This window comes from Calyptranema fuscum S582, from assembly GCF_055793305.1.
This window is the reverse complement of sequence record NZ_JBSLYH010000058.1, coordinates 13,724-40,667: the sequence shown is the minus strand read 5'-3', so window position 1 is coordinate 40,667 and position 26,944 is coordinate 13,724. Positions and strand designations below refer to the sequence as shown.

The following is a 26,944-nucleotide window of genomic DNA, read 5'->3' as shown; positions in this document are numbered from 1 at the left end:
TTTCCTGTTATGCGTGAACTTCGCACTACTTTAGATGAACAAGCGTATCTAAGCCTAATTGCCAGCATGGTTAAGGAAGGCTATCGCCTCTTCGCACTCCGCGATTCAAGTGTCATTGTTTCTCTCGCTGGCATCACAATTTTGACCAACTTTTCGTATGGACGCTATGTTTGGGTTCACGATTTAGTGACAACAAGCAGTGTTCGTTCAAAAGGGTATGGTAGTCGGTTGCTTGAATTCGTGGAAGAAGTAGCCCGTCGTGAGGACTGTAAAGTTGTAGCACTGTCATCAGGATTAGAACGTGCCGATGCTCACCGCTTCTATCAAAAGCAAATGAATTATGACAAGACGAGCTACGTATTCAAGAAAACGTTGTCGTAGACATGAGTTTCGATTATGGTTCGGTGCGTGCTGTCCCTTCTCGATCGTGTTCATACCGACGTGCGACGTTGAACGGGGGTAGCCAATCCTCCCGACGACACATCCAGAGTTCATACGTGGGTGTCACTTGATTCGGCATATCGAAGATGCCAGCAGGAATTTCGATTTCGTCAGCAGAGCGACCGAAGACCGAGGAGCCGCAAACTGGGCAGAAATAGCGATCGCGATAGTTAGACACCGTGCCAGTGATACTGACTGCATCGGCAGGAAATATCGCAACAGTATTGAATACTGCCCCGTGGTGCTTGCGGCAGTCTAGACAATGGCAAATGCCCACCCGATATGGTTCAGCCGCAATTTCCAGGCGAACTGCTCCACAAAGGCACCCCCCACGATACTGTACCTCTTTCATATGTCCTCCATCATGCGTTGCTATTTTGATGAGATAGGGAGTTGGTTTGTAACAGAGGTACTCTCCTAACTCGAATTTTCACCAAATATAGGGCAATAGCTTGTATTGCACACGTTTGATATAAGCATCGTAGCCGCTTAATTCTTGTTTCAGGAATTTTTCCTCGAACACAATTCGCACTGCCAGCAAGATAATTGGAACGATCGCAAACAAAGCTGCGGCATAGGATTCTAGCCATAAAGGCATCCCAATCATTAGCAACACAGCACCTGCATACATGGGGTGGCGGACAATACTGTAAACTCCGGTATCAACGACTGTTTGATGCCGTTCTGCCTGATGTTTTACTACCGGAGCCGCGAAAGTATTTTCCCTAAAGGAGAACGCAATCATCCACCACCCTGTGGTAAACAGCAGCAAGCCCAATCCCGAAATGATCGCACCGGGTTTCCCCAACAGATGAAATCGGAACACATCCAGAGGAATAGTGGCAACTAGACCAAAGAAGGCGAGCACAAACACGCTGATGATAATTTTGTCTACCAGAGGTTGCCCCTGCTGAATGGGCGGTTTGAGGCGTTCATTCCAGAGTTCTTCATTCTCTCGAAAAGCAATGAACATAGTTGCGATTACACTTACTGCAACTATCCCTAAAAAAATCCAGGCACGCCACCAGTTCAAGGTTCCTGCGGGTAGAAATAGTAACCCACCAAAAATGGCAAGATTCCCTAAAAGAGCATATAGGACTTTGAGAATAAACATCGTTGTTCCTCCTTCTCCTAATCCCTAATAAACTGAGTGTGGCGTACTGGTTTTAGAAACGCACTAGCCGAAAGGATAGTGCTTCCTGCTTACAATACTGTGTCCGCTATTCATCTCGAAGGAGTAAAGTTAAAGTTTCAATTTTCTTCGCGATCGCCCTTCAAGGTGAATTGCATAAGTTCTTTTGTATTGCTATCGTGATGACACCTCTCTACAGCCCGGTTCTCCAATGCGCTGCACTGGAGATGTCCTCACAATTCTACACAAGCAAGCAGAGGGTGGCTGGGCGATCGCTCGTGATGCAAATTTGCTAGTTGCTGAATCACAAACTGTCAACGAATGAGAACTTCCTATGTCTGAGATGCCGAACATCGTCAACATGAACGACCTGGAGTGGAAAGAGTCCCATCACTCAGAACATTACTCAGGCTGGTCTAAACGCTTGACCCCTTCTATGAATCGCAAGGAAGGTCATATGGGAGTCGTGGTGGAGCGGTTAAAGCCGAAATCACTTTCCTGCCCGTTTCATTATCACGTGCATGAAGATGAGTTTTGCCTGATCCTCAAAGGCAGGGCGATGTTGCGATATGAAGATCGCACCATCGAAGTCAAAGAGGGGGATGCCATATCCTTTCCTCGTGGTGAACGGATTGCCCACCAGTTTTACAATCACACCGATGAGTTTGTAGAGATTTTGATGATGGGAGAAAACTTGCCTTACGAAGTTTGTTACTACCCCGACTCGGACAAGTGGCTATCGCGATCGATAGGCAAGGTTGGAAAATTTGAAAGCACGGATTACTGGGCGGATGAACCCGACCCGCCAGTTATCAAAGTCCAGGAGTGATTGGAATATAGGGGGCTATTTGAGCCAACCAGAGGGAGAAGGATTTTGAAAAAGAATTTGATTTTGATCGCTTTACTCAGCTTTCTACTAGCGATCGCCTCTCCACAAGTTTCAGCAAGGGAAACCTGGTCCTATAACCAGTTTATGCAAGCGGTTGAGCAAAATCAGGTCGAAAAAGTTACTTTTACGAACGATCGCACACAAGCCCTGGTGATAACGAAAACAGGTGAGACGGTGAACGTTAATTTACCTAACGATCCTACCCTTATACAAAAGCTAGATCAGGCAAACATTGACATTTCTGTTGCCCCAGCCAGAGAGAGCGATAGCGTGTTAAGCGGAATGCTGAGTACATTGCTCATTCCCGGAGTCATTGTGCTTTTAATGCAAGGATTTTGGCTATGGATGCTGATCGATTGTGCAACTCAGGAAGTTGCAGAAGGTAATACCAAGATTGTGTGGGTTATCATCATCCTATTAATCAACTTCGTGGGTGCGCTGATCTACTTCTGGGTCAGAAGACCTCAACGTTTGAGGGAGTTAAGACATTAAGAATCACCAATAAAACATGACGCGCTCATCATGTATAAGTTCACCGCTGCTTCAGAGAGTGAATGGATTGTGTTTGGCTCCGCCCGGCCCGCATACAGCAGCGAGAAAGTCAACGAGTGGATTGAGTTTATGCAGAGCCAGAAGATCAAGCGGGTCTGCTGTTTGCTCCCTGAATCTCAACTCGCTCGCTATACCAATCTGCTTGACGTTTATCAACAAACGTTTGGAGTAGACCAGGTATGCTGGGCACCGATCGAAGACTTTTACTATGCCAATGTGCCTTAAAGAAAACTCCTGCCATAACGGCAAGCATTTTCTTTAAACATGGAGCGGCAAATATATGCTTTATTATCAGTCAGCGTGAGTGCTCCTTTCTTACATATTGGGGCACGTTGGCATGTCATCTCCAATGAGTAACCTTGCGAGACTGGGTAATGCCTCACCGTAAGTGGGGTGAATGTGAACCGATTGTTCCAGCAACTGCCACGGTGCTTTCGCTTCCATTAGTGACAGAAAGACATGCACAATTTCAGATGCCTCGTATCCCACCAATGTTGCCCCAAGAATCAAATTTGTCTGGATGTTGATGACCATGCAGTAGAAGCCTAGATCGTGTCCCCACTCAATGCTGCGGGCGATGTGAGACATTGGCAGGGTTACTTCGCGGGCAGCAATGCCCTGTTTCTGGGCCTGCTCTAGCGTCATTCCCACTCGGCCTACTTGTGGTTCTGTATAAACGGCGTAACCTAAGACGCGATCGCTCCGGGTCCGGTGTTCGCCACACAGAATGGCTTTCAAGCGACGGTAATCCTCCCAGGAAACATGAGTGAAGGCAGGCTGTTTGGCAACGTCTCCGATCGCATAAATTCCAGGGCAAGTCGTTTGAAACTGATCATCAATTTTAATAAATCCTTGGGCATCTAATTCAACGCCTGTCACCGCAGCATTTAATGCGACCGTATTAGGTTTTCGTCCAGTCGCAATCAGCAAGGCTTCCCCATGGAGTACTTCGCCATTATTTAGCGTTAGAGTAAACACACCGTTGGTATAAGTAACCTGATGAATCGTTGTGTTGAAATGCAGTCCAATTCCATCTTGCTTAAACGCATCCAACAGCACCGCACTAACCTCAGATTCTTCTTGGGCCAGCAGGCGATCTCCCCGCACAATCAATTCGGTCTGGCTGCCTAACCGTGCGAGTCCCTGCCCCAGCTCCAGAGCAATATAGCCTCCGCCAACTACGAGTAACCGGGGTGGAAGTTGCTGTAAATCAAAGAAGTTTCGATTGGTGAGATACGGCGTTCCCGCTAAACCAGGAAAGTCAGGAATACTGGAGGATGTGCCTGTGTTGATAACAATGATGGGAGCCTGCACCGTCACGCCACCACCGCTGACTGTCCGTTCTCCGGTGAACGCAGCTTCAGCACAGATGACTCGCACCCCTGCACTCTCTAGGCGTCGTTGGGTGCCCTGGTTAAACTGACTGCGAATACCACACACCCGCTCCATCACCGCAGAAAAATCGACCTTGACCTGCGTGTGGATGCCAAGCTTTACGGCTTGTCGAGCGCGACCTGCGGCATGGGCAGCGGCTAAAAAAGCTTTAGACGGCGTACAGCCATAGTTAATGCAACTGCCGCCTAACGCATCGCGCTCAAATAGAACGACATTCTTACCCGCTATGGCAAAGTCAGCCGCAAGTGGAACTCCACCCTGACCGCTGCCAATCACGATCACATCTGGTGTTTCCATGGTTACCTCTGTTGATAGTAGGTGATGACAGTTGGTCAAGTCCGACTGGCTTTGATTAAATCAGGGGCCTTCTCGCCAATCATGATAGGCGGTGCGTTCTGGCAGAAGGGTACCCTAGCCTAAGTTAGAAGCAAGGGCTTAGTGTTTTGGTTTGAGGCTGCAAGCATCGCTATGTTCTCACAGCTTCGGCAAAGGCAAGGCTCCGGGTAGACCCAAAATTTCGTCACCGATCTCGGCAGAAATGCGTTCAAATAGTGCCATATCTGGTGCTGCTATTTCATCCCGTGTGCCGACTTCTGCAATTAGCCGAGCGAAGCTACTGGGTGCAGCAACAATCAATCCACGAGCAGGTCGATCGCTGAATACGCCGATCGCGTGTGGGGTGCAAGGAGAGATCAAAAAGCTTTCACCTGCACTGAGTACAAACTTGTTTTCATCTGCCCAGATCGTGAACTCTCCTTCTAGTACATAGAGTTGTTCCGAATAGCGCCTGTGGCGATGCAGAGGTGTTTGTGTACCCGATGGGAAGTAGCCTTCGATCAGATCATACTGACCGCTAGTTGTGGTGTGATCGGCAATGATATTGAGACGAGAACCAAAAAACCAGAAAGATTGAGTCATGGGATTGCTCCGATTAATGGATGGAAAATGTCTGCCACCGATCGCCACTTTCAAAATTTCCAACTCAGAGTTAGGAATACCTTGATCCAGACGTGCAATTCTCTCTACCTAAGGCAGTGACTTGAACGCAGCGCGCATCTTTTTACTGAAGAGATGCGGCTGTTCCCATGCTGCGAAGTGTCCGCTCCACAACTTAGGCTCAACCCGCTCAGTAACTGTCAACATCAATGACAGCTTTGGCGAACTCTCGTGGCGATTCTTGAGGTAGGTTATGCCCGATGCCACCTTTGATAGTGCGGTGCAAATATTTGCCCGAAAATTGCTGGGTGTAGGAATTGGGGGCTGGGTGCGGCGCACCGTTGGCATCACCCTCTAGCGTGATGGTAGGTACAGCGATCGGGGGGAATGTGGCCAGCCGCTTCTCCAAGTCGTCATACTTCGACTCGCCTTCGGCTAGACCCAGCCGCCAGCGGTAGTTATGAATGACGATGCTAACATGATCCGGATTGTTGAAGGACGTGGCGCTGCGATCGAACGTCGCGTCATCGAAGTGCCATTGCGGTGACGCAATCTGCCAGATCAGCTTGTTGAAATCGTGCCGATTTTGTTCATAGCCGAGCTTGCCGCGTTCCGTCGCGAAATAAAATTGATACCACCATTGGAGTTCGGCTTGCGGCGGCAGGGGTGTTTGGTTGGCTTCAGGGCTGCCGATCAAATAACCACTTACGGAGACGAGCGCTTTGCAGCGTTCGGGCCAGAGCGCCGCGATAATGTTGGCGGTGCGTGCGCCCCAGTCAAACCCACCAAGGATTGCCTGCTCGATCCCTAGGGTATCCATTAGCGCGATGATGTCGGCTGCGATCGCCGACTGCTGCCCATTGCGGAATGTCTCGCTGGTAAGAAAGTGCGTCGTACCATAGCCGCGCAGATATGGGATGATCACCCGGTATCCCGCTGCTGCTAACAATGGGGCGACATCGCTATAGCTATGGATGTCGTAGGGCCATCCATGCAGAAGGATGACTGGACGATCGTTCGCGGAACCCATTTCAGCGTAGCCGACATTCAGGACACCAGCATTGACCTGCTTGAGTGAGTCGAACGACGTGTTGGTCCCCGACTTCGTGATGTCCAGAACAGCGGGTTTTGGTTTGCTCGATTGGGCGATCGCAGAACCGAATCGACCTAACTTTGTAACCGCAATGGTCATAGCCGCAATGCCCAAAAAGTGGCGGCGCTGACGGTTGATTTTTTCAGACATTGATCGTTTTCCGATTGAATTCAACTCAACTTGCTGAAGCGAACTGCCCTCAAGCCGTGACTTTACTGGGTGTGAGTTCAGCAGTATGCAATTTCACAAAGTCGTACAGGTTCGTCGGAGTCTTGCCCGTCAGCCGGAACAGGTCATCCGTCATGCGGTCATATCGTCTCTGAGCGTGAAGTTCAGCCATCACTGCCAGATGGTTGACGAGGTGCGCTGGCACCCAAACTCCCGCAGCGTATCAGTCCATGCCGAAAGCAGTACATCACGATGATTGAGCATTGCTACAATTGCGTTCAGATGGATTGGGCGGCGATCGAAGTTTTAGAAGTACCAGCGACGAACACAACAGATTTTGTACGGGCTTCAGCGTAGCGATCGGAATGCCGTCCTGAGTTCCTGCGTAAAAATTGTTGGCTGCTCCCACGCTGCGAAGTGGCCGCCTTTTTCGACTCGGTTATAGTAAATAAGTTTGGCATACGCCTTCTCTGTCCAGCTTCGTGGGGCTGCATAGATCTCATCAGGAAAGACACTCACGGCAACCGGGATAGCGACATGCTTAGGGTCGAAAAAGGCAAACTTATTTTCCCAATACAGACGAGCCGAAGAGACAGCCGTATTCGTCAACCAGTAAAGCGTGATGTTGTCGAGGATGTCATCTCGCGTAAGTCCCTCAAGCTCTCCGTCAAAAACACGTGCGATGAGCGCGTGGCTGCGTGCGTCGTGGTCGAGCATCCATGCCGCCAGTCCGACTGGTGAATCTGCAATGCTGTACAGCGTTTGCGGGCGGTTCGCCATCTCCTGAGCGTAGCCAAGCCCGTGCTTATAGAAAAAGTCGAGCTGATCCCATGCGTTCTTTTCCTCGGCAGAGAGTCCAGATGGCGGTGGGTCACCGAACTTGAGTGCTTTTGCAACATCGGCTGGAACAGTGGCAGGCATGTTGGTATGAATGCCGAGCAGCCCTGGAGGTGTCAGCAGGGCCATTTGCTCGGTGACGGCATTCCCCCAGTCACCCCCTTGCGCCGCAAAGCGCGAGTATCCAAGGCGCTGCATCAGCACCACCCAAGCGCGTGCGATACGGGCGGGTTCCCAGCCAATCGTGGTCGGCTTGCCTGAAAAGCCATAGCCCGGAAGCGAGGGAATTACGAGGTCAAAAGCGTCCACTGCACTACCGCCATGAGCCGTGGGATTGGTCAGGGGCTCAATAATCTTCAGCTGCTCGATGATTGAACCGGGCCACCCATGCGTGACGATGAGCGGCAACGCATTTTCGTGTTTCGATCGAACGTGAATGAAATGAATGTCTAGTCCATCGATCGTGGTGATGAATTGCGGTAGATCCTTCAGTTTTGCCTCAATCTTGCGCCAGTCGTAATCGGTCGCCCAATAGCGTGCGAGTTTTTGCATCGTCGCGAGCTGCACACCCTGTGACTGATCGGTGACCGTCTCCTTTTCGGGCCATTGCGTTGCTGCAATGCGGCGACGGAGGTCGTCAAGTGGCGCTTGCGGAATGTTGATGTGGAAGGGGCGAATTGTATTTGTGTCGGTGGGTTGCGCAACTCCGGATTGAGTCATGGTGATCTCCTTGGGGTTTGTTTGGCTCGATTGGGCGTTAGCAGCACCGAATCGACCTAGCTGTGTAGCCGCAATGGTCATAGCCGCAATGCCCAAAAAGTGGCGACGCTGACGGTTGATTTTTTCAGACATTGATCTTTTTCCAATTGGTTGAATTCCTAATCCTGTTTACTGGTCGTTTAAGCGAAGAATTTCTTCCATATAGCGATCGGCGGCTATGGCAGCATCCTCAGGAGTGCAGCCCTTCTGACGTGCATACAGGTAGGGCGCATACCAGTCCCACCAGTGATGCTGGGCGTGCGTTTTCTCATAGTGGTCATGGTGTTCTGCCGTCTCGCGCAGAAGGGTTGCCAGGGTTGCAACGTCTGCTTCTGGAGAATTCCACAGGCAATCGGGAAGCCGCAGATCGCTGCTCATTTTGTTTTCCTTCTGGTTAGTCAGTTTGATGTTTAGATAGGTTACGTCTCATGTTTCTGCAATCGCCCCATGCATACTACTGAATTTCTTTGAGTCAACCCGCAACTTAAATGTGCATTCGTTGATGAAAAGTACAGTGATTTTATTGAGCAAATGATTTTGTTCCTACAGTAGTTTGCAGTTGATGTTCGAGCTGTAGAATTTCTGCTGCTCGCTCCCCGATGATCACGCAGGGAGCCATCGTGTTCCCAGTCGTGATTCGTGGCAGAATCGATCCATCTGCAATCCGGAGATTGTCGATGCCATACACTCTCAAGTTGCTATCCACCACCGACATAGAATCTCGCCCCATTTTTGCAGTGCAGGTTTCGTGCCAGAAACTCGTCGCCGCATCCCGGATAAAGCGTTCGAGTTCGGCTCCTTTCAAATTACCGGGCATCACTTCGCGCTTGACGAACGGACGCAGTGGAGCCGAGTTGCCAACGTCGCGGCAAAGTTCTACACAAGCGATCGCGGCTTTGAGGTCATCCGGGTCAGACAGCGTGTTGGCATCAATCAGAATTGGGGCAGACGGATTGGCTCCCGTCAAGCGCAAGCAACCTCGGCTTTTGGGCTGGGCAACGGCTCCAAATAGCGTCCAGCCTGCGGTGGGTAGTCCAAAGCGGGCGGCATTCTCGGCACTGGATTTGGGCACCTCCGCCTGACAGACAAACAGGTCTGGGCTGTCCAGACTGGACTGGCTGGTCGAGAAAAAGATCGCCTCTGATAGATTATTGCGCGGGGCGATCGCGTCTTGATATTCCCAGACACAATCAAAAGCAACATGGTCTTGAAAATTTTGCCCCACACCGGGAAGGTGCTGCACGACCGGAATGCCCCACCGCCGCAACTCGGCTTCATCGCCAATGCCGGATTGCATCAGCACCTTCGGTGTATGGATGGCACCCAGCGACAGCACAACTTCAACTGCTGCACCAATCTGATAGATCGCGTCCCGATAAGCGATCTCCACACCCGTGACTCGCTTGCCCTGGAAGGTCAGCCGCGTCACCAATGCCTGACTGAGAACTGTCAGATTGGGTCGATCCATATACGGGAAGACGTAGGAGCGGAAGATCGATTCGCGCTTGGCATTGCGGACTCGCACGTCGCTGATCGCCGCCCCCTTTGCCGCTTCCATCATGCGACCATTGGGATTTTCAAACGTCGGAATCCCGATCGATTGCGCGGCTTCAACCGTTGCGGGGGCAAGCGGGTTGGGGTCTGGTGCAGGCTGCACAAAAACAGGGCCTCCCGTACCGCGATACATTGGGTCTGGTGCGCCATGCCAATCTTCCAGACGGCGATATAGCTTCAAGACGGATTCATAGCTCCAGGCAGGATCGTTGGCTTCAGCCGCAAAGAGATCCCAATCGTGTTTGTGTCCGCGTGCCCAAACCATGACGTTGATACTTGATCCACCGCCGAGTACCCTACCCATCGAAAACGGCAGCGATCGCCCGTTCACATGGGGATTCGGCTGCCCTTGAAAACTCCAGTCGCGATCGGTGCCCAGGTTCATCGGCCATTGATTCGCAGCGATGATGCTGGGTACATCATCTGTGCCTCCCGCTTCCAGCAGCAGAACGCTGACATCTGGATTCTCGGCTAGTCTGCGGGCAACTACCGAACCAGACGATCCCGATCCGCAAACAATAAAATCGTACTGGTGCCTTAGCTCAGCGGTGAGCCTGCGCTGGTTGCTGCGAACACGTTCGGCGAAAACATCGGGGCTATCCGTTTCACGTTGATCGTTCTTACGTTCATCTTCAAAGGACTCATCCTCAACATTTTCTTTCATTCTGCCTACCTCACTTTCAAAATCGAATGAACTGAGAACCCATCGTTCCCCTCATCGCTTACCTCACTGAAGAAAAGGCGGTTGGTGTCAACAACTCGTTGCTGATGTTCTGCACAAGTGGCCCCTCCTTCTCACTCTCCTTGGTAACCGCGAGCCATTCAGGGTCAACAAGGAATGCACCCCAACGCTTCTCGCGTTCAGCCATGCTGTCCCAGGCAAGCATATAGGTGAGTTGCTGGTTGCTTTCGCCGATCAGCGTTGTCCAGAACCCAGCCTGGCGAATGCCATGCTTTTCCCAAATCTGTATCGTGTGGTTTTGAAAGCGGGAAATCAGCGCTGGCAGTCGTCCGGGTACAGCGTGATAAATGCGTAATTCGTAGATCATGTCTGTGTTTCTTGTAGAATTGCGGGTGGGTGTGGGGTGTAGGGTGTGGGGTGTGGGGTGAAAGTCGCTATCAGTAAGGTTGGGCGATCGCACAATTTTGTTTGGAAGTGTCAGAGTTACAACCGTTTCCAATTGCATTAACCACACCCCATACCCCACACTCCACACCCCAATTAATGACCCGCGCTCTGACCACCATCGACGTGAAGGATTTCGCCCGTCACGAAGTTGGCTGATTCGAGGTAGAGGATTGCATCAACGACATCGGAAATTTTGCCTATGTGACCGACTGGGTGTAGGGCATCGAGTTGGGCATGGGTTTCGATCGGATGCATTGGCGAGTCGATGATTCCCAGCGCCACCGCGTTCACCCGAATACCGCGCCTGGCATACTCGATCGCCAGTGATTTAGTTGCACCATTCAGCCCACCTTTTGTTAGGGATGCAAGCACCGACGGTACGCCCGCGATCGCGTGGTCAACCAGACTGGTTGAGATCTGCGCGATATGACCACCGCCCTGCTTCTCCATCTCAGCAATGGCGAGTTGTGTAATGTGAAAGAAGCCCGTGACGTTGGTGCCCAGGGTCGCTGCATAGTCAGCTTCGGTGTACTCAGTGAACGGTTTGGCGATGAAGATCCCGGCGTTGTTGATCAGCGTATCAATGCGCCCAAATCGGGTTATGCCTTCAACGATCGCACGCTCGGCAGTTTTGCGATCGGCAATGTCACCGGACACCGCCACGATTCCATCATCGTCCGACGGTTGAATTGAGCGTGAGATTGCGACTACACGATAGTTGCGATCGCGGTATGCCTTAACGAGAGCTGCACCGATGCCTTGCGACGCACCAGTAATCACAGCAACTTTCTGTTCAATGCCCATATAAACCTCTATGTTTTTGAAGGGTTGGTGGAAAAAATTTATGCGCTGCGGAATGTCGCACCAGTTGGAGAACCCACAATGCCACCATCCACAAAAAGTTCAACTGACTGGATGTAGGACGAATCGTCTGAGGCAAGAAAAAGGACAGCTTTGGCAACGTCGTCTGGTTCTCCTAAACGACCCAGTGGAGTCGCTGTAGCCCATTGTGCTGAGCGCTCGTCAGTCTTCTCAGACGACGTAGATCCACGGCTCCAGATAGGGGTTCTTGTCGCTCCCGGTGCAACGATATTGACCCGAATGTTGCGCGGAGAAAGCTCAGATGCGATCGATCGTGCCATACCGCGAATACCCGCTTTACTTGCTGCATAGGCTGCACTTCCGGGATGTCCTAGTGAACCGATCACGGAACTGTTCAAGATAATGGAGGCACCATCGTTGAGCAACGGTAAGGCGGCTTGGACTGTAAAGAAAACGCTGGTGAGATTGATGCGAATAATGTTTTCAAACACCGTTTCATCAGCGCTTCCCATCGGTGTGGCTCCAGCAATACCAGCGTTAGCGAAGACGATATCCAGGTTGCCAAACCGTTGACCAATTTTGCTGAAAAGGTCAGCACGGGCATTGGAGTCTGTCACATCTGCACGATAGGCAACGGCTTTCGGACCCAGTTTTTCAACAGCCGCATCAAGCGTCTTCTGATCTCGACCCGTGATTGCCACTTCAGCCCCTTCGTGGATGAAGAGTTGAGCGGTGGCAAAGCCAATGCCGCTGTTTCCTCCAGTAATCAGTGCCTTCTTACCTTCCAGTTTCATAACACTCTCCGTTGGAAATCGAATGTGCGAATCTTGCATATCAGGCGATGCTCGCAGCCGTTACGCGCTGATCATGATCGGTACTTGTGGAGACTGGCAGCCATGCTTCAATGTCCTGTGCCATTTTCGTAGCATTGTTCTGGTACATGGCGATCGCGTCATTGCCGACGGGCAAATGTAGCGGCGGATGTTCTGCGTTAGCAAGTTGAATCATCACCTGAGCAAACTTTTTCGGATCACCGGGTTGGTGCCCGTGTAGCGCATCGGCTCCGCTCCGCATCGGTTCTACCGTTTCCTGGTAATCGTCGATAATCGTTTTAGCGGCAACATAGGATTCAGCGCTCAGAAAATCGGTCGTAAACAGACCAGGAGCCACTGCCGTGACATGGATGCCAATCGGTGCAAGTTCAACCGCTAGCCCTTTCGAGAGACCTTCGATCGCAAATTTACTAGATCCATACAGTCCCCAGCCCGGCACCGCATCGTAACTGAACAAAGACGAGATATTGATGATGTGCCCGGATGTTTGTTGGCGCAAATACGGCAATACGGCACGAGTCACATTGAGTAAGCCAAACACGTTAGTCTCATACAAGTTGCGGACTTCGGTATCCGAAGCTTCTTCGATCGCCGTAACCATACCAAACCCAGCATTATTGACTAGGACATCGATCCGCTCAAACCGGGCAACCCCTTGCTTGACAGCCGCTTGTACATGGTCTTCTTGAGTGATATCCATCTGCACCACGTAGAGATCTGGGTGGTTGTGTAGAGCAGTCGCGAGTTGTTCAGGTTTACTGCGGACCGTCGCCACGACCTGATCGCCGGATGCCAGGGCTGCTCTGGCAATTTCCAGTCCGAACCCTCTGGAGGCTCCAGTAATGAACCATACTTTTTGCGTTTTCATTGGATGAATTAGTTTTTAGGTGTTGCTGGGTGTGTGGATGTCCGATTACCGTCCGGGTGCGCGTGTCTTCACTTCCTGGAGTACCCAACCGTTGCCATCTGGATCACTGAATGAGGCAAAGGAGGCATAGTCGCGACGCTCTGGATCGGAACCCGTTACTCGTCCCTCAGTTCCGGCACGGTGGAAGATGCCGCCCGCGTCGTGGAACACCTCACTCACCTCGATCCCCTGATCGACGAGTTCGGCGCGGGCTGCTTCGATGTCGTAAACGATGAGATGTAGACCCTGAACTGAACCCGGTGCGGCTGATGTCACTCCTTTCCCGAAGATGATTGAACACTCTGAACCGGGAGGCGTTAACTGTATCACCCGAAAGTCTTCACCAGTAACAAAATCGGCATCCAGCCGCCATCCCAAGGTTTTATAAAAATCCTTGGAGCGATCGACATCGGAAACAGGCAATACTACCACTTCGAGTTTCATGGTTTGACCGTTTACAGGATTGCTACTCATCTTGATCTCCTTTAGGTTGATGAATTTGATGTTCAGATTGGTTGCTTTTTATCCTTCGGCGATGCGAAGCAGTTCCCCCTGCGGGGTAATCGCTCAATTCAGACCCTGTGTCCCTAATGACTTGCCGCCGTAATGGCTGCTATTAATTGCTCAACAGTCCAGCGATCGCGATAACGAATCCCCTTAATAAATAAAGCTGGTGCCGCTTCTACTCCACTTTGCTGTCCACTTTGAATGTCTGCAACGATGAGATCGACATGCACTCTTCTAGATAAATCTTGCAAAAATTGGGAAAGATCAAGTCCCAAACGATTTGCATATTCCACCAGATATCCGTTCTCTAATGCTTGTTGATGGATAAAGAGCATCTCATGCATTTGCCAAAACTGACCTTGCATTGCGGCTGCTTCCGCTGCTTCCGCTGCTCGTTGAGCATGAGGATGAATTTCTATCTGGGGAAAATGGCGAAAGATAAAACACATATTATTCTCGCCCAAAGAAGGCATTGACTCTTGTTGAGCCGCTTTAATCAATCGATAGGCGTTTGCGCTTTGAAAGCATTCATAATCTCCATACATGACGAGTACAATACTGGCACTTAGCACACCTTGAATGTGATCCTGGATTGAAGGTGGAACAAACAAGGAATTATGTGCACGATCGTCAGCCATCTTTCAAACCTGCCAGGCAAACTTAAACCTGCAACTAAGTTGCTGTTAGCGTTTGCATGAATTCACTATAGGAAATTGGTTTCTATCTGTCGCCCACTAAGAGTCTACAATTCGTGTGATCTGGGGATGGATGAAGCAATCCATCATAAGTGGAAGTTGGACTCCAACTTTAGTCGGAGCCTAAATCTCCACTAAAACATAATTTATAAACTAACAATCCCGCGTTTGACACCCACAATGACGGCTTGCATGCGATCGCCGACTCCCAACTTATTCAAAATATGGGTTACATGCGATTTAACAGTGCTTTCGCCAATATTTAAGGTCGTTCCAATGTCTTGATTACTCAATCCCTGCGCCATTAAACGGAACACATCTAGCTCTCGTTCACTCAGGACTGGGTTATTCATCCGCTCGACCAGTTTCCGCCCTACAACTGGAGAAACATACTGCTGACCACCATGAACCATCCGGATCGCATTCAAAAGTTCATTGGGTTTTGCATCTTTAAGCAAATAGCCCTGTGCGCCTGCCTGCAACCCTCGATAAATATCCTCATCGCCATCGTAGGTGGTCAACACAATAATTCGGGCTGATTTAAATTCAGCACAAATCGCAGTAATGGCTTCAACCCCTCCCATTCCTGGCATTCGCAAATCCATTAGGGTGATATCAGGCTGATGCTCACGATAACAGTCGATCGCCTGTTGCCCGTTCTCTGCCTGAGCAACCACTGTCATTTCTGGGTCATAGTTAACAATGTTCGCCAATCCTTCTGTAACGAGGGAATGGTCATCGACAATCAGAACCCGGATTGGGGTGTGGGGTGTGGGGTGTGGGGTGTGGGACATGGGGGATGGGGGGTAGGGTGTGGGGTGTGGGGTGTGGAGAAGTCAATTGTCTATCCCCCTTTGGAGGCTCTGACGGAGACGGGTGAGTAGGCGTCCTGCACTTTCACACAAATTCATTAATTCAGTAATGTCATCAATGTAGTTCAAACTATCGGCAAGGAGAAGCAACGTTTCTGGTTCTTTGAGGCTTCCATTGGCAATACTGAGGAAGTGAAGATACTCCTTACGATGATTCCGTCCATAGCCCTCAGCAATATTGGCAGGAACAGAAACACTAGCTCTACGAATCTGCGAAGTTAACCCATAAATTTCCTGCTTAGGCATGACTTCTGTTCCCTGATAAACCTCCTTTGCCAATCGCATCGATACCTTCCAAACCTCCAAATCACGATAACTCTCCAGTTTACCCATAACTCACATCCCCCACACCCCACACCCTACCCCCCCCACCCCACTACTACCACAATCTCTGTTCCTTGCCCAGGCTCGCTTTGAATCGCTAGTTGTGCACCGATCCGTTCTGCTCGCTCGCTCATTCCTAATAAACCAAAGCTGCCCAGTGATGAGATGCTGCCAATCCCAAAGCCCTGTCCATCATCTTTAATGCGCAACAGACACTGAGTATTGTTGTACACTAGCTCAATCAGAATTTGGCTGGCATTAGCGTACTTGATGGCGTTTGTTAAGGCTTCCTGTCCAATCCGCAGTAAGTGATTTTCTACTTCAATCGGTAGAGCGTAAATGGCACCCTTGCTTTCGTAGATTAGCGTGGTCTTAGTCGTTGGCTGCATTTGAGTCACAAGATGCTGTAGAGCACTCTCTAAAGTCCCCTGCTCCAACAGTTGAGGACGAAGTGCTACCACTGAGCGACGAGCTTCCGCAAGTCCGGTTCGAGCTAATTCATCAATTTTTTCCAGCCTTTCCAGATATATCTGAGCAGATCCGGAATCATCTACCAGCATTTGTGTTACCGATCCAGCATGAAGCAAAACGCCCGTAAAAGCCTGCGCTAACGTATCGTGAATTTCTCGGGCCATGCGGTTGCGTTCTTCCAAAATCGAAGCTTGTTCGGCGCGTTTGCGTTCACGTAGTGCAGCGTCCCGCTGTTCGCTGATGTCCGTGATCAGACTGTAGAATCCTCTCACCTGAGCCTTGGCATCAAAATCAGGGATCAAGATGGCACTGATGAACCGTTTACCGATCGGAAACGGGATTTCTGCTTCCAGGGGTACCGTTTGCCCTGCAAATACCTGGTTAATATACGGTTCAATGCGTTGATAAACCGCCTCACCCAGAAGTTGGCTAACAGGTTTGCCCAAAATTTCATCACAGCTAAGGTTGAACCAGGCTTCATAGGCACGGTTGATGAATTGATAGCACCGATCGCCATTGACATAGCTGATGAGAGCTGGGAGAGCATTGGTGATTAATCTTAGTTCCTGTTCTCGTAAGCGAAGCTCGTCGTAGACTTGGCGTAGTTCTGCTTCACTTTTCTGTAAAGCTGCTGTCCGTTCTCCAACCTGTTGCTCCAAGGTGCGGTTGTAATCGGCTAATAATTGCTCAGATTGTCTACGCTCAGTGATGTCTTGAAATGCCACGATCCCATAAACAACATTACCCTGCTCATCAAAGACAGGAGTGCCCCATACTTCAATGGGAATGGTTGCATCGCTCTGCTGAATATCCATGTCATCAATTCTGGTATGTTCCCCGCTCAACGCCCGGATAGCTGGCAGTCTCTCGGTTGGATAAATTTGATTCGTTCCGCTCACATAGAATTGATACACTTCAGCGAGTCGATCGGGGGATACGGCAGGATCAATGGCTTTGCCCATGAGCTGAATTCCCCGTTGATTGGCATAATAAGGGCGTCCTGCTGCATCGACGATGCCAATCCCGACTGGAATCGCCTCTAAAAATTGAGCCATCTGGCTTTGACTGGCGCGGAGCTTTGAGTAGAGTTTGGCATTTTCGATCGCAATGGCGGACTGAGTCGAAAGTAGATTGAGAAGTTGCGATCGCTCCAGTGAAAATACTCCAACTGCCAACTGATTTTCGAGATACAACACACCCACAAGTTTGGTTTGATTCAGCAGTGGTAAACACAGAATCGATCGCGTTTGATGGCGTTGAATGTAAGGATCATGATTGAAATGACCTTCATGAATAGCATCATTGAGAATGACCGATTCATGTGTTCGAATCACATATTGAATAATCGTTTCAGGTAGGTGATTTGCGATGGGCACTGATTGCAGTACTCGCGGCACACAGACTTGGGCATTCTCACTGAGTTCACAAGTTGCTTCGATCGTCCATTCTCCTGCATTTTCTAAAAGCAGACATCCAGTTTGTGCTCCAGCATTTTCAATCAGGATCTGCATCAAAGAACAAAGTAGTTGCTCTAATTCAATCTCACTTGAAATCGATTGAGATGCTTTCATCACTGCTGCCAAATCGATGGCAACCTGTGAAGTATTAGCATTCGTTCCAGAACTGGTATGAATGGGTATAGAAGTTATATTTCCTGACTGAGAAAAGAATTGAGGATAGCGGGTTTCCAAATCTTTGACCTTTGCCGTTGCGCCCCATCGTTCATAGCAGTAATGGGCTTCCTTCATATAGAGTTGGGCAAACTTTTCGCGACCACGAGCTAAATAATGTTTGGCCGCTAACTCGTAGCCTAAGGCTTCTTCTTGAAGATACTCGTTCTCTTTAGCCCCTTGAATGGCTTGTTCGTAAAACTCCTCTGCCTCAAACCACTGACCCAAAACTCGTGCTTTCTCTGCCTCAACTAACTGAAACTTATGCAGGAAATTCATGGGGGCATGGTGTGCCCATTTCTGCATCTTCTCCTGGTTAGCATTAATGCGATTTAACCAGGTTTCCTTTTCAGAGTTGGCAGCATTCGCCCACAAGCTCAGAATTATGAGGGAATTATAGAAATGAAAGATCGCGACAGAGATGATTGCTGTGGCTGCGCCTAAATATTGCTCTGATAAAAGAGCCGTTTTTGCAGCTTGCTCATACTCCCCGAGCAAGTAACATACAATCAGCTTATTTAAGTAAAAGTAGTGAAGGCTGGTGCCATCCTTGACCACGATCGCCCATGATAGTGCTTGCTCTTCATCATAGAAATCCCCCACTAAGCGGCTTGGATGTTCAGATTGACCTTGCAGGTTCAAGATCGTTTGTTGCAACATGGCTAACCAGATGGAAGCCGTCTCTCGTCTAATTTGATGGGTGGCTTTTCGATAAATAGCTGTTTGTTGTTCCAGTTCTCTCAGTCCCTGTCCTGCAAAAAAGGGGTAATAACAGAGGCTGAATGCACAATAACTTGCAAATTCAAATTCTCCACTTTCTATCCCGCTTTGATAAGCCTCAGCTAAAACGGGAAACGTCTCTTTAAGGTGTTCTTTCCAGGGAATGATATGGAAATTCACCATCAGCAATGCTTTGCAGTTGCCTCTCTTGTTGCTTAGTTGTTTTGCTAAATTTAAGGATAATTTGCCAAATTGATAGCCCAGTTCAAGATCTTGTACAACGCCACACAGCATCATGCCGTAGGCAGCATAACCAAGCAGCGACCAGCTAGCGTTGCCGTAGGCGATCGATAAATTCACCATTTTGCACACAATCAGCACCATCAGAGCAGGTGCCACATTAAAAGCTGCGCCTATGGTGCTGACTAAAATGTGGATTGCTGCCAGCGGCACAGGTTCAGTCATCTCTGGCAGATCAATCAACTCTTCGATTTCCCACCCAGCCAATCGCGCAGTGGTTTCCTCTAATCCTGCTTGAACGTCTAACTGACTGGGAGCTTCCACTAAATCAATTCCCAGCAGTCGTAGCACTTCCAGTCCAGTTTTCAGGGCTTGTTTCGGTTCGCCCCATGATAGCCATGCCTGAATCCTACTATCGTAAGCTTTTACGGTGTCTAGCACGGTCCTCGCCTGACTGAGTACTTCTTTTACAAGCCACTCCATTTCGTCAAAATGACCACTGAGGTAGGCAGCCTCTGCTGCTTCTGAGTGCAGCGCCAGAGTCAGGTTATACTCACGCTGCCAACTCTCGACCTCAAGGAGTTTCAGCCCTGTATTGAAATAGTTAAAAGCGGCTTCATAAGCCGTTGCTGCTAGCGCTTTTTGACCTGCTTGCAAATTCAGCTTGGCAATCTGATTCCGTTCAGCTTGCTCAGTGATTAACTCGGTTCCATAATTGAGGTGATCTACGATTTCAAACAACCGCTCTACTCGCTGCTCTGGCAACGTTTTTTCGAGTAAATTGCGGCCGATTTGCAGATGTATCCCTTGTCTCTGCGATGCATCGATAAGAGCATAGGCAGCTTGTTGTACGCGATCGTGTAAGAACTTATGCTTCTGAACCAACAAATTCTCGTCTAATTCAGAGATAGGCTGAACTAGGCCAGATTGAATGGCAGCTAACAAATCCTGAAAAACTGTTTGAGGCGATCGCTGAAATACGATAGCCAACGTCTCCAAATCAAATTCAGCCCCGATGCAAGCGGCTAGTTGAAGCAGTTGCTGAGTGTTTTCCGGCAGTTTTCTCAATTTGCTCAGCAGCAACTCCACGACATTATCAGTAATATTTTGAGTTTCAATTTGAGCAATGTTCCACTGCCAGCTTCGCTGTTCATGATTAAAGCTTAAAAGATTTTCACTGTACAACGATCGGAGAAATTCGCCTACAAAGAACGGATTGCCTTCGGTTTTGTGCAACACTAACTTGGCGAGGGTAGCAACAGTGTCAACATTTTGATGTAGCGTCTCGGCAATTAGCTGGCTCAGTGGTTCCAGCGTTAGGGGTGCTAGAACGATTTTCTGCGGCACTACCCCTTGCTTGCGCAGGTTTTCCAATGATAACGATAACGGATGGGTTGAAGTAACTTCGTTGTCTCGATAGGCTCCAATCAGAAATAGCGCTTGGGTTTGCTCATCGAGCAGCATCAGTTCGATTAACTTCAGTGTCGCAGAGTCAATCCACTGCAAATCATCTAGAAAGATGACCAGAGGATGCTCTTTAGCACAAAACACCCGAATGAATTGCTGAAAAACTCGATTAAAGCGATTTTGTGCTTCCGTTGCCCCAACGTCCGGTACGGGTGACTGCTTGCCAATAATTAACTCAACTTCCGGAATGACATCAATGATGAGTTGCCCGTTACTTCCTAACGCTTCTAAAAGGCGCGATCGCCACTGTTGAACTTGCTGATCCGGTTCACCGAGCAGTTGCTGCACTAGTTTTCGTAAGGCATCCACAATTGCACTGTAGGGGATGTTGCGCTGCAACTGGTCAAACTTACCTGAGATAAAATACCCGCGCTTTGCTGTAATCGGCTTGTAGAGTTCCTGTACTAAGGCTGATTTGCCGATACCAGAATAGCCGCTGACTAACATCATTTCAGAAGACACAGAGGCGTTCTCGCTCTTTGTACCTTCCTGTTTCCCTGTCCCCGCGTCCTTTCTCCCTGCAACTCTCTCAAACGCTTCTAATAATTCTGAGATTTCTTTCTCTCGACCATACAGTTTTTGGGGAATCTGAAATTGATCGGAAACATCTTGCAGACCCAGTTGAAAGGGATTAATTTGACCCCTTGTTTCCAGTTGATCAGCACAATTCTCTAGATCCGCTTTGATGCCCCAGGCACTTTGATAGCGGTCTTCGGCATTCTTCGCCATCAGTTTCACAATAATGTCTGAAACGGGTTTGGGAATTTCAGGATTCAATTCACATGGCGGGATAGGGGGTTTAGCTAGATGACAATGGACGAGTTCCAGGACATCCGCTGTCGGAAACGGGACTTGTCCGGTGAGTAATTCATAGAACGTTACGCCAAGCGAGTAAAAATCAGTGCGATAATCGGTCGCCCGATTCATCCGTCCGGTCTGCTCTGGAGAGAGATAAGCGAGGGTGCCCTCTAATAAATGCGGGTTTTTAAACGTTTGATTCGTGCGGTTGAAGCGAGTGGCAATCCCAAAGTCGATAATTTTAACAACACCTGTATCGGGATTAAGAACAATATTTCCAGGATTAATATCTTTGTGAATAACATTCGCGGAGTGAATTCTGCCAATAATATTCACAAGGTCGATCGCCAACGGTAAAAAGTTGGTTAAAGACATCGGATAGAAGTTTGGACGATTTCGCATCCACCATTCGATAGATTCTCCACCAAAATCTTCTAAAAAAATGACGAGTGTTCGCTGATAATCCTGCTGGCTATAAGCTTTAACTACACCCTCCAAATTGAGGGAGCAAGTAATTTCATATTCCTGCCTGTAGCGCGTTAATTCTTGAGAAGAAGGATAATCCTGCTTCAGCTGTTTGATGACGATCGCTCGGCCATCTGCTTCTCTAACACCTCGATAGACCAGAGATACTGAACTCTCATAGATTTTGCTTTGGGCTATGATTCCGGTCGGCACACTCATAGAACTCCCGCACCATAAATGCCATGAGTTATGCCAACAATTATATCGGCCTCACAAGAATTCCGAAAATTAAGGCAATTCAGCAAATCAATGCGATCGCGATTTAGCTATCTAGCCAGACGTACAACAGGGCTCAACGAAGCTCAAAGAATAACTTCAAAGGCTTTAGGCGCAATAGGCGAGAAACCATAACATATGCTTATAAGGAAGGTTTGAAATTTCGGCAAAGAGTTGCTCTAGATCTGGACTTTCGGCAAAAGGATGGCTGAATCAGGTGGAAAAGTAGGATGATGGTTCAACGAGAGAATCAGCATCTTAGGCTGCACTCTGGCAAAAGGATGCCTTATTCAGCGGCAATCGCTTACCTTAAGTCACAGCCAATCCAGATTTACTGATTCATCACATTTTACCGTTCCTAGCAACTGCTAATCAGAACAATGAAAGGGTTATTGTCCATTGCTCAGGTGGAATTGGGCGTACGGGACACATTCTAGCCGCCTGGTTGGTGGCAGGACGAGGGTTCTCCCCTAAAGCCGCAATCGCAGCCGTAAAGCAAACGGGGAGAAATCCCCATGAAGCGATCGTTGCCGCTCTTTTCACAGGACGCAATCCCTGGAGAGTGGCTGCGGAACTGGATCGACTATTGAACGAATGCGATCGATTAAGCGGCAAGTTAGCGGCTGTTTCAGATCTCAACTGAGGGACTCGTTGATTGCGTCCACCACCCTGCCAGGATCGTCAAGCCACGCTGCATGACCTGCCGCTGGGATACGCACGACTCGTACATGAGGGTTAGACAACGCGATCGCTTCGCCCTCCTCTGGAGGGCACCAAGCGTCATTTTCACCCAAGATTAAAGTTGTCGGAACGGAAAGCTTTTTCCACCGCTCACCGATCATTAGCTCAGGTTTCATTCCTCGAACATCAATGGTGCTGTCAATCAAGCTGAACCAACTTGGAGCGTTACGGGCATGGCTTGCGGTCAAGGCGTCTAGCATGAGTCGCGAGATTAAGCAGGAACGTAGGTCAACCTGAACACATCCTCGCAACAAAAATAACGGATGGATCAACCCAATGTGGCAATCGTTCATGGTTTACTGTTATCACTGTTTACGGCACCAGAAGTCATGGGCTGGGGTGGGTAGAACGCTCAGCACGCCATCGAGTTTTGTTTCGTCAATGTTCTTTCTAAGTGCTATGGCAACGGCTTGAATGGCGATATCGGGTGCGAAATTATGATCGGCACGCAACGACTGCACTTCCTGAGTCATTTCTGCTCGATCACCAAAACTGCGACGTGGCTCATTCGGATTCCAGTCCGCCACAAACAGTGCTCGCAGAACAGGTGGTAGAACTCCAGCGAATTGGATTGCTTCTGGAAGCGTGAGCCGTCGCCGAAAGGTTTGCAAGACACCTTGCACCATTGTGTAGACCTGATTGGTGGTCGTTAGACCCGATGCTTCACGAGCATCTACCAGAAATTTCTCAAACTCCAGTGAAGCTCGTTGGTATTCAGATGGCATCGGCATATTCGTTAGCTCCTGAGGTTTCAATCAGTGATTCCTATCTCCCTTGGGAACGTGCGCTTGGCGCGAATTGCCCAGATGTATTTCATGGGGAATTTGTGCAAAATTCTGCGATGATCTGAGCCTTTACTGCATCCAGCGGAAAGGTTGTGGGATAGGTGGAATACATCAGCATGGTGCCCTGGAGGGCTGAAGAGAAATAGAGCGATCGCTGCTGAGGATTTTTCACCCCCAGTTTCTTAAACATCTCGGTTTGCACCTGAAATTGTCGAGCTTGCTCATCCATTAATTTCTGACTATAGGTTGCAATCACCGGGTCAAGCTTGGGTTGGCTGAACAAGTTGAGATAGAACCGAAAGACATCAGGTTTCTTTTGAACATCGGCAAGTGCGCCTTCCGCAATGTACCGAATCTGTGCTGCTGGAATCGGCCTTGTCCGCGCTGCATCCATCACCACTAAGACGTCCTGGATACGAAGGTCTACCAGTGCGCCCAATACATCTGCCTTGCTCTTGAAGTAGTGATAGAGCAGCCCTTTAGAAATTTCTGCCTGGCGAGCAATCTCTTCAATTGAGGTAGAGTAATAGCCCTTTTCACAGAATAAACTCAATGCGGTTTGGAGAATCTGCTCGGTAGTGGCGCGACGAACGCGATCGTTCTCTTCGGGAGTGCGTGGCATCCTAATTTTCTCTACACCAGTTTACGCAAATCGACTGGTGCTAAATGCGGCTCCATGCACTTTTCGGCAGATTGAGCAGTGGCAATGATTCGCAATCCAAAATTTGTCGTTCAGTTCGTACTGAATGCCACCACAGGCACAACTTCCTTTCATGGCGATCGCTCCTTCCAAATTATCTCTATCCCACAGCAGCAACATCATGCAGCCGTAGATGTGTGATGCGACTTTGATGAGCTGATGAATTGTTCTATCGCTATTCTATTTTATGACTGACTGAACGGTCAATGAAAACGTCAAAGTGATTCAACACCAATCCTCACTAGCCCCACATCCTATAGCTTCTTGAAATACCGGGCGATCGATAATAGTCCCGGCAATAAAATCTGTCAAAAGATAGAGAACTATTCGTTCTACCTGACTGGGTGAAGTGCAAAGCAGAAGCGATCGCTAATCTGAAAAAGCTATATCAGATAGAGGCATCACACCCGCTTGCAAGCTGAGGGAGTCCCAATTACAACTCCCATCGAGACAGAACCTTGGGGTGAGCGATTCTTCCAAGTGACCGATCCAAACGGGGTTGTGTTGCAACTAGTGCAATGGATCAGTGAGCAACCGTCATCATCAACGATGATCGGGTAAAGAGATTTCTGCCTCTGTTTCAATCGAACAGGCAGTCCAAATCTGTGCTTAGTGTCTGTCCAACAGCTTGGAAGTGGCATTGTCGAGTTGCGCTAGTGAGGTAAGTAAATGAGTTCATTGGTGCTTGGTTTTCAAGATATTGATCAAACAAAACTCACCTTTGTTGGGGGAAAGGCGCGAACCTGGGGGAACTGTCCAGGATTGAAGGAATCCTCGTACCCGATGGCTTTTGCATTACTACGATCGCCTTTCAAAGAATCATTGAAGAAACATCGTCGATTAACGAATTACTGGATCAGTTATCGCTGCTCAAGATAGAGGATCGAGATAAAATCCATGAACTTAGCAGTGAGATTCGCAGGGTCATCGAAGGGATAGCCATGCCTGAAGAAATGAGTGAAGCGATCGCCCGCTATCTCTCCAAATTTGGAGAAAAAAATTCCTATGCAGTCCGATCCAGAGCAACAGCAGAGGATTTACCGACCGCTTCTTTTGCAGGTCAGCACAATAGACTTGATCGGAAATTGGTTTGGGGCGCGGCGGAGCCGCGCCCCAAACCAATTTCCGATCAAGTCTAATACCTATTTGAACATCATTGGAAAAGAGGCAATCCTAACGCACATCAGCAAGTGCTGGGCATCGCTATTTACCGAGAGGGCAGTCACCTACCGCCTGCAAAACGGCTTCGACCACCGTAAAGATCACCTGTCTGTGGTGGTTCAGAAGATGGTCTTCCCGCAGGCAGCAGGTATTTTGTTTACTGCCGATCCGGTCACTGGTCCTCGGAAAGTGGTATCCATTGATGCTAGCTTCGGACTGGGGAAAGCGATTGTTTCCGGATTAGTGAATGCCGATAGCTATAAAGTGCGGAACGGTGAGATTATCGACAAGAAGATATCCACTAAGAAACTGGCGATTGATGTCTTAGAAGATGGTAGTACAAAAGCACAGGAGATTGAACTTGAGCGGCAGAATCAGCAAGCACTGACGGATGATCAGATTTCGCAGCTTGAGCGTATCGATAGAACAATCGAAGCACATTTCGGTAGTCCCCAAGATATCGAATGGTGTTTGGTGGATGATACGTTTTACATGGTTCAGAGCCGACCGATCACGACCTTGTATCCCATCCCGGAAGCGAATGATAGGGAGAATCACGTTTATGTCTCTGTAGCGATGTGATTCGCCCTTATCCGGAGGTAATTGATTATTTACAGGATGCAGAAGACGATAATTTTTGGGATGGGCTAGTGAAACTGGATGGCGGCAGGGAAGCTCGGAACGCGATCGCTGCCTATCTCAGCAAGTATGAAATGCGATGTGTCGGAGAAATCGATCCAACAGATCAAAGATGGGCAACGAATTCGCGTGCATGGAACAGAAGGGTATGTCGAAATCCTAACCAGTTCGTAAATTTCGCATAAACACTTCTAATGCCGCTGCTCCTTGTTCAATATACAATTTCACAGCCTGGGTACCAATAATTGCGATATCGACTTGCCCCTTTAGCTGAGCAACGGCTGCTTGAGATTGAATGCCAAATCCAACCCCGATCGGCAGTTGAACTGAAGCACGAACCGATTCAATATAGCGTCCAAATTGGGTTGAAAATTGTGTTTCATGTCCTGTCACACCTTTGCGAGCGGTACAGTAAATCATTCCACTTGTGCTTTTAGCAATCTGCTGCAACCTTGGAGGACTGTTATTTGGTGTGCATAAAAAAATTGCGGCAATGCCATGATGATTACAGGCTGCAACATAGGTTCTAGCTTCCTCTGGCGGCAGATCAGGAATGATCACGCCAGTGGTAGCAGAATTGGCAGCGGTTTGGACAAACTGCTCGACTCCATAGTGATAGACGACATTGTAGTAAGTCATGATAACAAACTGCGTTTGCCGATACTGCTGAGTGATCTCAGCCGCAAAGCAGAGGCAATCTTTGATCGTTGTTCCGGCTTGGATAGCGGATTGATTTGCGTTCAGCAATAGAGAACCATCTGCGATCGCTTCCGAAAAAGGGAACTGGAGTTCAATCAATTCGACTCCTGCTTTCACCATCGCGTCGATCGCACAGTAATTATCCTGAAATGATGGATAGCCTAGCACGGTGTGAGACATCAACAAAATGTCTTTCTGCTGACGCTGTTCAACAATGAACCGCTCTAGTGGAGTAGGCGTAGATAATGTTCTCATCAACTTCTTTAA

Annotated in this window: 28 protein-coding genes and 4 pseudogenes; 9 read left to right on the top strand and 23 right to left on the bottom strand. The window is 49.0% G+C overall.

Features of this window, described 5'->3' with window-relative positions:
* Positions 1-381, top strand: a 381-nt coding sequence (locus tag ACR6Z4_RS27625) for a GNAT family N-acetyltransferase (protein WP_479720560.1), incomplete at its 5' end; no start/stop codon positions are given.
* Between the two features lie 13 nt (positions 382-394).
* Here the strand turns inward: ACR6Z4_RS27625 and ACR6Z4_RS27620 are convergent.
* Together ACR6Z4_RS27620 and ACR6Z4_RS27615 are read right to left on the bottom strand one after the other, a co-directional pair.
* A complete protein-coding gene (locus ACR6Z4_RS27620; RefSeq protein ID WP_479720559.1) occupies positions 395-793 on the bottom strand; it encodes a GFA family protein in 399 nt (132 codons plus the stop codon).
* A 78-nt stretch (positions 794-871) separates the two neighbouring features.
* Entirely contained in the window at positions 872-1,555 is a 684-nt protein-coding gene (locus ACR6Z4_RS27615) for a methyltransferase family protein (protein WP_479720558.1), read from the bottom strand.
* Between the two features lie 184 nt (positions 1,556-1,739).
* Between ACR6Z4_RS27615 and ACR6Z4_RS27610 the strand changes: the two genes are divergently transcribed.
* From ACR6Z4_RS27610 to ACR6Z4_RS27595, 4 genes and pseudogenes are all read left to right on the top strand, one after another.
* A complete protein-coding gene (locus tag ACR6Z4_RS27610) occupies positions 1,740-1,898 on the top strand; it encodes a hypothetical protein (RefSeq protein ID WP_479720557.1) in 159 nt (52 codons plus the stop codon).
* Positions 1,899-1,907: 9 nt separating this feature from the next.
* Entirely contained in the window at positions 1,908-2,402 is a 495-nt protein-coding gene (locus tag ACR6Z4_RS27605; protein ID WP_479720556.1) for a cupin domain-containing protein, read from the top strand.
* A gap of 45 nt (positions 2,403-2,447) precedes the next feature.
* On the top strand, positions 2,448-2,954 hold the full coding sequence (locus tag ACR6Z4_RS27600) for an ATP-dependent metallopeptidase FtsH/Yme1/Tma family protein (RefSeq protein ID WP_479720555.1): 507 nt from the start codon (positions 2,448-2,450) through the stop codon (positions 2,952-2,954).
* 30 nt (positions 2,955-2,984) lie between these two features.
* Positions 2,985-3,230, top strand: a pseudogene (locus ACR6Z4_RS27595) (protein phosphatase); the annotation flags it as partial.
* A gap of 99 nt (positions 3,231-3,329) precedes the next feature.
* Here the strand turns inward: ACR6Z4_RS27595 and ACR6Z4_RS27590 are convergent.
* From ACR6Z4_RS27590 to ACR6Z4_RS27515, 16 genes are all read right to left on the bottom strand, one after another.
* Complete coding sequence (locus tag ACR6Z4_RS27590) at positions 3,330-4,706, bottom strand: dihydrolipoyl dehydrogenase family protein (protein ID WP_479720554.1); 1,377 nt, start codon at positions 4,704-4,706, stop codon at positions 3,330-3,332.
* Positions 4,707-4,883: 177 nt separating this feature from the next.
* Positions 4,884-5,327: a cupin domain-containing protein gene (locus tag ACR6Z4_RS27585; protein ID WP_479720553.1), complete on the bottom strand. Its 444-nt coding sequence runs from the start codon at positions 5,325-5,327 to the stop codon at positions 4,884-4,886.
* Positions 5,328-5,535: 208 nt separating this feature from the next.
* Positions 5,536-6,588: an alpha/beta fold hydrolase gene (locus tag ACR6Z4_RS27580; RefSeq protein ID WP_479720552.1), complete on the bottom strand. Its 1,053-nt coding sequence runs from the start codon at positions 6,586-6,588 to the stop codon at positions 5,536-5,538.
* A 49-nt stretch (positions 6,589-6,637) separates the two neighbouring features.
* On the bottom strand, positions 6,638-6,778 hold the full coding sequence (locus tag ACR6Z4_RS27575) for a hypothetical protein (protein ID WP_479720551.1): 141 nt from the start codon (positions 6,776-6,778) through the stop codon (positions 6,638-6,640).
* A 176-nt stretch (positions 6,779-6,954) separates the two neighbouring features.
* Positions 6,955-8,295 carry an epoxide hydrolase family protein gene (locus ACR6Z4_RS27570; RefSeq protein WP_479720550.1) on the bottom strand — a complete coding sequence of 447 codons (1,341 nt, stop codon included), beginning with the start codon at positions 8,293-8,295 and terminating at the stop codon, positions 6,955-6,957.
* Between the two features lie 36 nt (positions 8,296-8,331).
* Positions 8,332-8,580: a bleomycin resistance protein gene (locus tag ACR6Z4_RS27565; protein WP_479720549.1), complete on the bottom strand. Its 249-nt coding sequence runs from the start codon at positions 8,578-8,580 to the stop codon at positions 8,332-8,334.
* A 142-nt stretch (positions 8,581-8,722) separates the two neighbouring features.
* Positions 8,723-10,420, bottom strand: a complete 1,698-nt coding sequence (locus ACR6Z4_RS27560) for a GMC family oxidoreductase (protein WP_479720548.1) — start codon at positions 10,418-10,420, stop codon at positions 8,723-8,725.
* A 58-nt stretch (positions 10,421-10,478) separates the two neighbouring features.
* Positions 10,479-10,805, bottom strand: coding sequence for an NIPSNAP family protein (locus ACR6Z4_RS27555; protein WP_479720562.1), 327 nt, complete (start codon positions 10,803-10,805; stop codon positions 10,479-10,481).
* Between the two features lie 173 nt (positions 10,806-10,978).
* A complete protein-coding gene (locus ACR6Z4_RS27550; protein ID WP_479720547.1) occupies positions 10,979-11,689 on the bottom strand; it encodes an SDR family NAD(P)-dependent oxidoreductase in 711 nt (236 codons plus the stop codon).
* Between the two features lie 38 nt (positions 11,690-11,727).
* Positions 11,728-12,501: an SDR family NAD(P)-dependent oxidoreductase gene (locus tag ACR6Z4_RS27545; RefSeq protein ID WP_479720546.1), complete on the bottom strand. Its 774-nt coding sequence runs from the start codon at positions 12,499-12,501 to the stop codon at positions 11,728-11,730.
* Positions 12,502-12,541: 40 nt separating this feature from the next.
* Complete coding sequence (locus ACR6Z4_RS27540) at positions 12,542-13,408, bottom strand: oxidoreductase (RefSeq protein WP_479720545.1); 867 nt, start codon at positions 13,406-13,408, stop codon at positions 12,542-12,544.
* A gap of 45 nt (positions 13,409-13,453) precedes the next feature.
* Positions 13,454-13,921 (bottom strand): VOC family protein, encoded by a 468-nt coding sequence (locus ACR6Z4_RS27535; RefSeq protein WP_479720544.1) that lies wholly within the window; start codon positions 13,919-13,921, stop codon positions 13,454-13,456.
* Between the two features lie 113 nt (positions 13,922-14,034).
* The gene (locus ACR6Z4_RS27530) at positions 14,035-14,592 is read right to left on the bottom strand and encodes a DsbA family protein (protein WP_479720543.1); all 558 of its coding nucleotides are present in this window, start codon (positions 14,590-14,592) and stop codon (positions 14,035-14,037) included.
* Positions 14,593-14,795: 203 nt separating this feature from the next.
* Positions 14,796-15,443, bottom strand: coding sequence for a response regulator (locus ACR6Z4_RS27525; RefSeq protein WP_479720542.1), 648 nt, complete (start codon positions 15,441-15,443; stop codon positions 14,796-14,798).
* 42 nt (positions 15,444-15,485) lie between these two features.
* Complete coding sequence (locus ACR6Z4_RS27520) at positions 15,486-15,854, bottom strand: four helix bundle protein (RefSeq protein WP_479720541.1); 369 nt, start codon at positions 15,852-15,854, stop codon at positions 15,486-15,488.
* A 26-nt stretch (positions 15,855-15,880) separates the two neighbouring features.
* The gene (locus ACR6Z4_RS27515; RefSeq protein WP_479720540.1) at positions 15,881-21,895 is read right to left on the bottom strand and encodes an AAA family ATPase; all 6,015 of its coding nucleotides are present in this window, start codon (positions 21,893-21,895) and stop codon (positions 15,881-15,883) included.
* 388 nt (positions 21,896-22,283) lie between these two features.
* Between ACR6Z4_RS27515 and ACR6Z4_RS27510 the strand changes: the two are divergent.
* Positions 22,284-22,595, top strand: a pseudogene (locus ACR6Z4_RS27510) (protein-tyrosine phosphatase family protein); the annotation flags it as partial.
* Here ACR6Z4_RS27510 and ACR6Z4_RS27505 read toward each other — a convergent pair.
* The 4 genes from ACR6Z4_RS27505 to ACR6Z4_RS27490 all read right to left on the bottom strand — a co-directional run bounded on the left by ACR6Z4_RS27505 (position 22,588) and on the right by ACR6Z4_RS27490 (position 24,196).
* Positions 22,588-22,986 (bottom strand): alpha/beta fold hydrolase, encoded by a 399-nt coding sequence (locus ACR6Z4_RS27505; protein WP_479720539.1) that lies wholly within the window; start codon positions 22,984-22,986, stop codon positions 22,588-22,590. The pseudogene ACR6Z4_RS27510 and the gene ACR6Z4_RS27505 overlap by 8 nt on opposite strands.
* Positions 22,987-22,998: 12 nt before the next feature.
* Positions 22,999-23,424 (bottom strand): DUF2267 domain-containing protein, encoded by a 426-nt coding sequence (locus ACR6Z4_RS27500; protein ID WP_479720538.1) that lies wholly within the window; start codon positions 23,422-23,424, stop codon positions 22,999-23,001.
* An 82-nt stretch (positions 23,425-23,506) separates the two neighbouring features.
* Positions 23,507-24,100 (bottom strand): TetR/AcrR family transcriptional regulator, encoded by a 594-nt coding sequence (locus ACR6Z4_RS27495; protein WP_479720537.1) that lies wholly within the window; start codon positions 24,098-24,100, stop codon positions 23,507-23,509.
* Between the two features lie 21 nt (positions 24,101-24,121).
* The gene (locus tag ACR6Z4_RS27490; RefSeq protein WP_479720561.1) at positions 24,122-24,196 is read right to left on the bottom strand and encodes a hypothetical protein; all 75 of its coding nucleotides are present in this window, start codon (positions 24,194-24,196) and stop codon (positions 24,122-24,124) included.
* On the opposite strand from ACR6Z4_RS27490, the gene ACR6Z4_RS27485 reads away from it, so the two are divergent.
* From ACR6Z4_RS27485 to ACR6Z4_RS27475, 3 genes and pseudogenes are all read left to right on the top strand, one after another.
* The gene (locus ACR6Z4_RS27485; RefSeq protein WP_479720563.1) at positions 24,179-24,319 is read left to right on the top strand and encodes a hypothetical protein; all 141 of its coding nucleotides are present in this window, start codon (positions 24,179-24,181) and stop codon (positions 24,317-24,319) included. The two genes, ACR6Z4_RS27490 and ACR6Z4_RS27485, sit on opposite strands and share 18 nt — an antisense overlap.
* Before the next feature lie 261 nt (positions 24,320-24,580).
* A pseudogene (locus ACR6Z4_RS27480) lies at positions 24,581-24,739 on the top strand (VOC family protein); the annotation flags it as partial.
* Between the two features lie 108 nt (positions 24,740-24,847).
* Positions 24,848-25,912 (top strand): annotated as a pseudogene (locus ACR6Z4_RS27475) (PEP/pyruvate-binding domain-containing protein); the annotation flags it as partial.
* A 225-nt stretch (positions 25,913-26,137) separates the two neighbouring features.
* Here the strand turns inward: ACR6Z4_RS27475 and trpA are convergent.
* A complete protein-coding gene (trpA, locus tag ACR6Z4_RS27470; protein WP_479720536.1) occupies positions 26,138-26,932 on the bottom strand; it encodes a tryptophan synthase subunit alpha in 795 nt (264 codons plus the stop codon).
* Positions 26,933-26,944 lie beyond the last annotated feature (12 nt).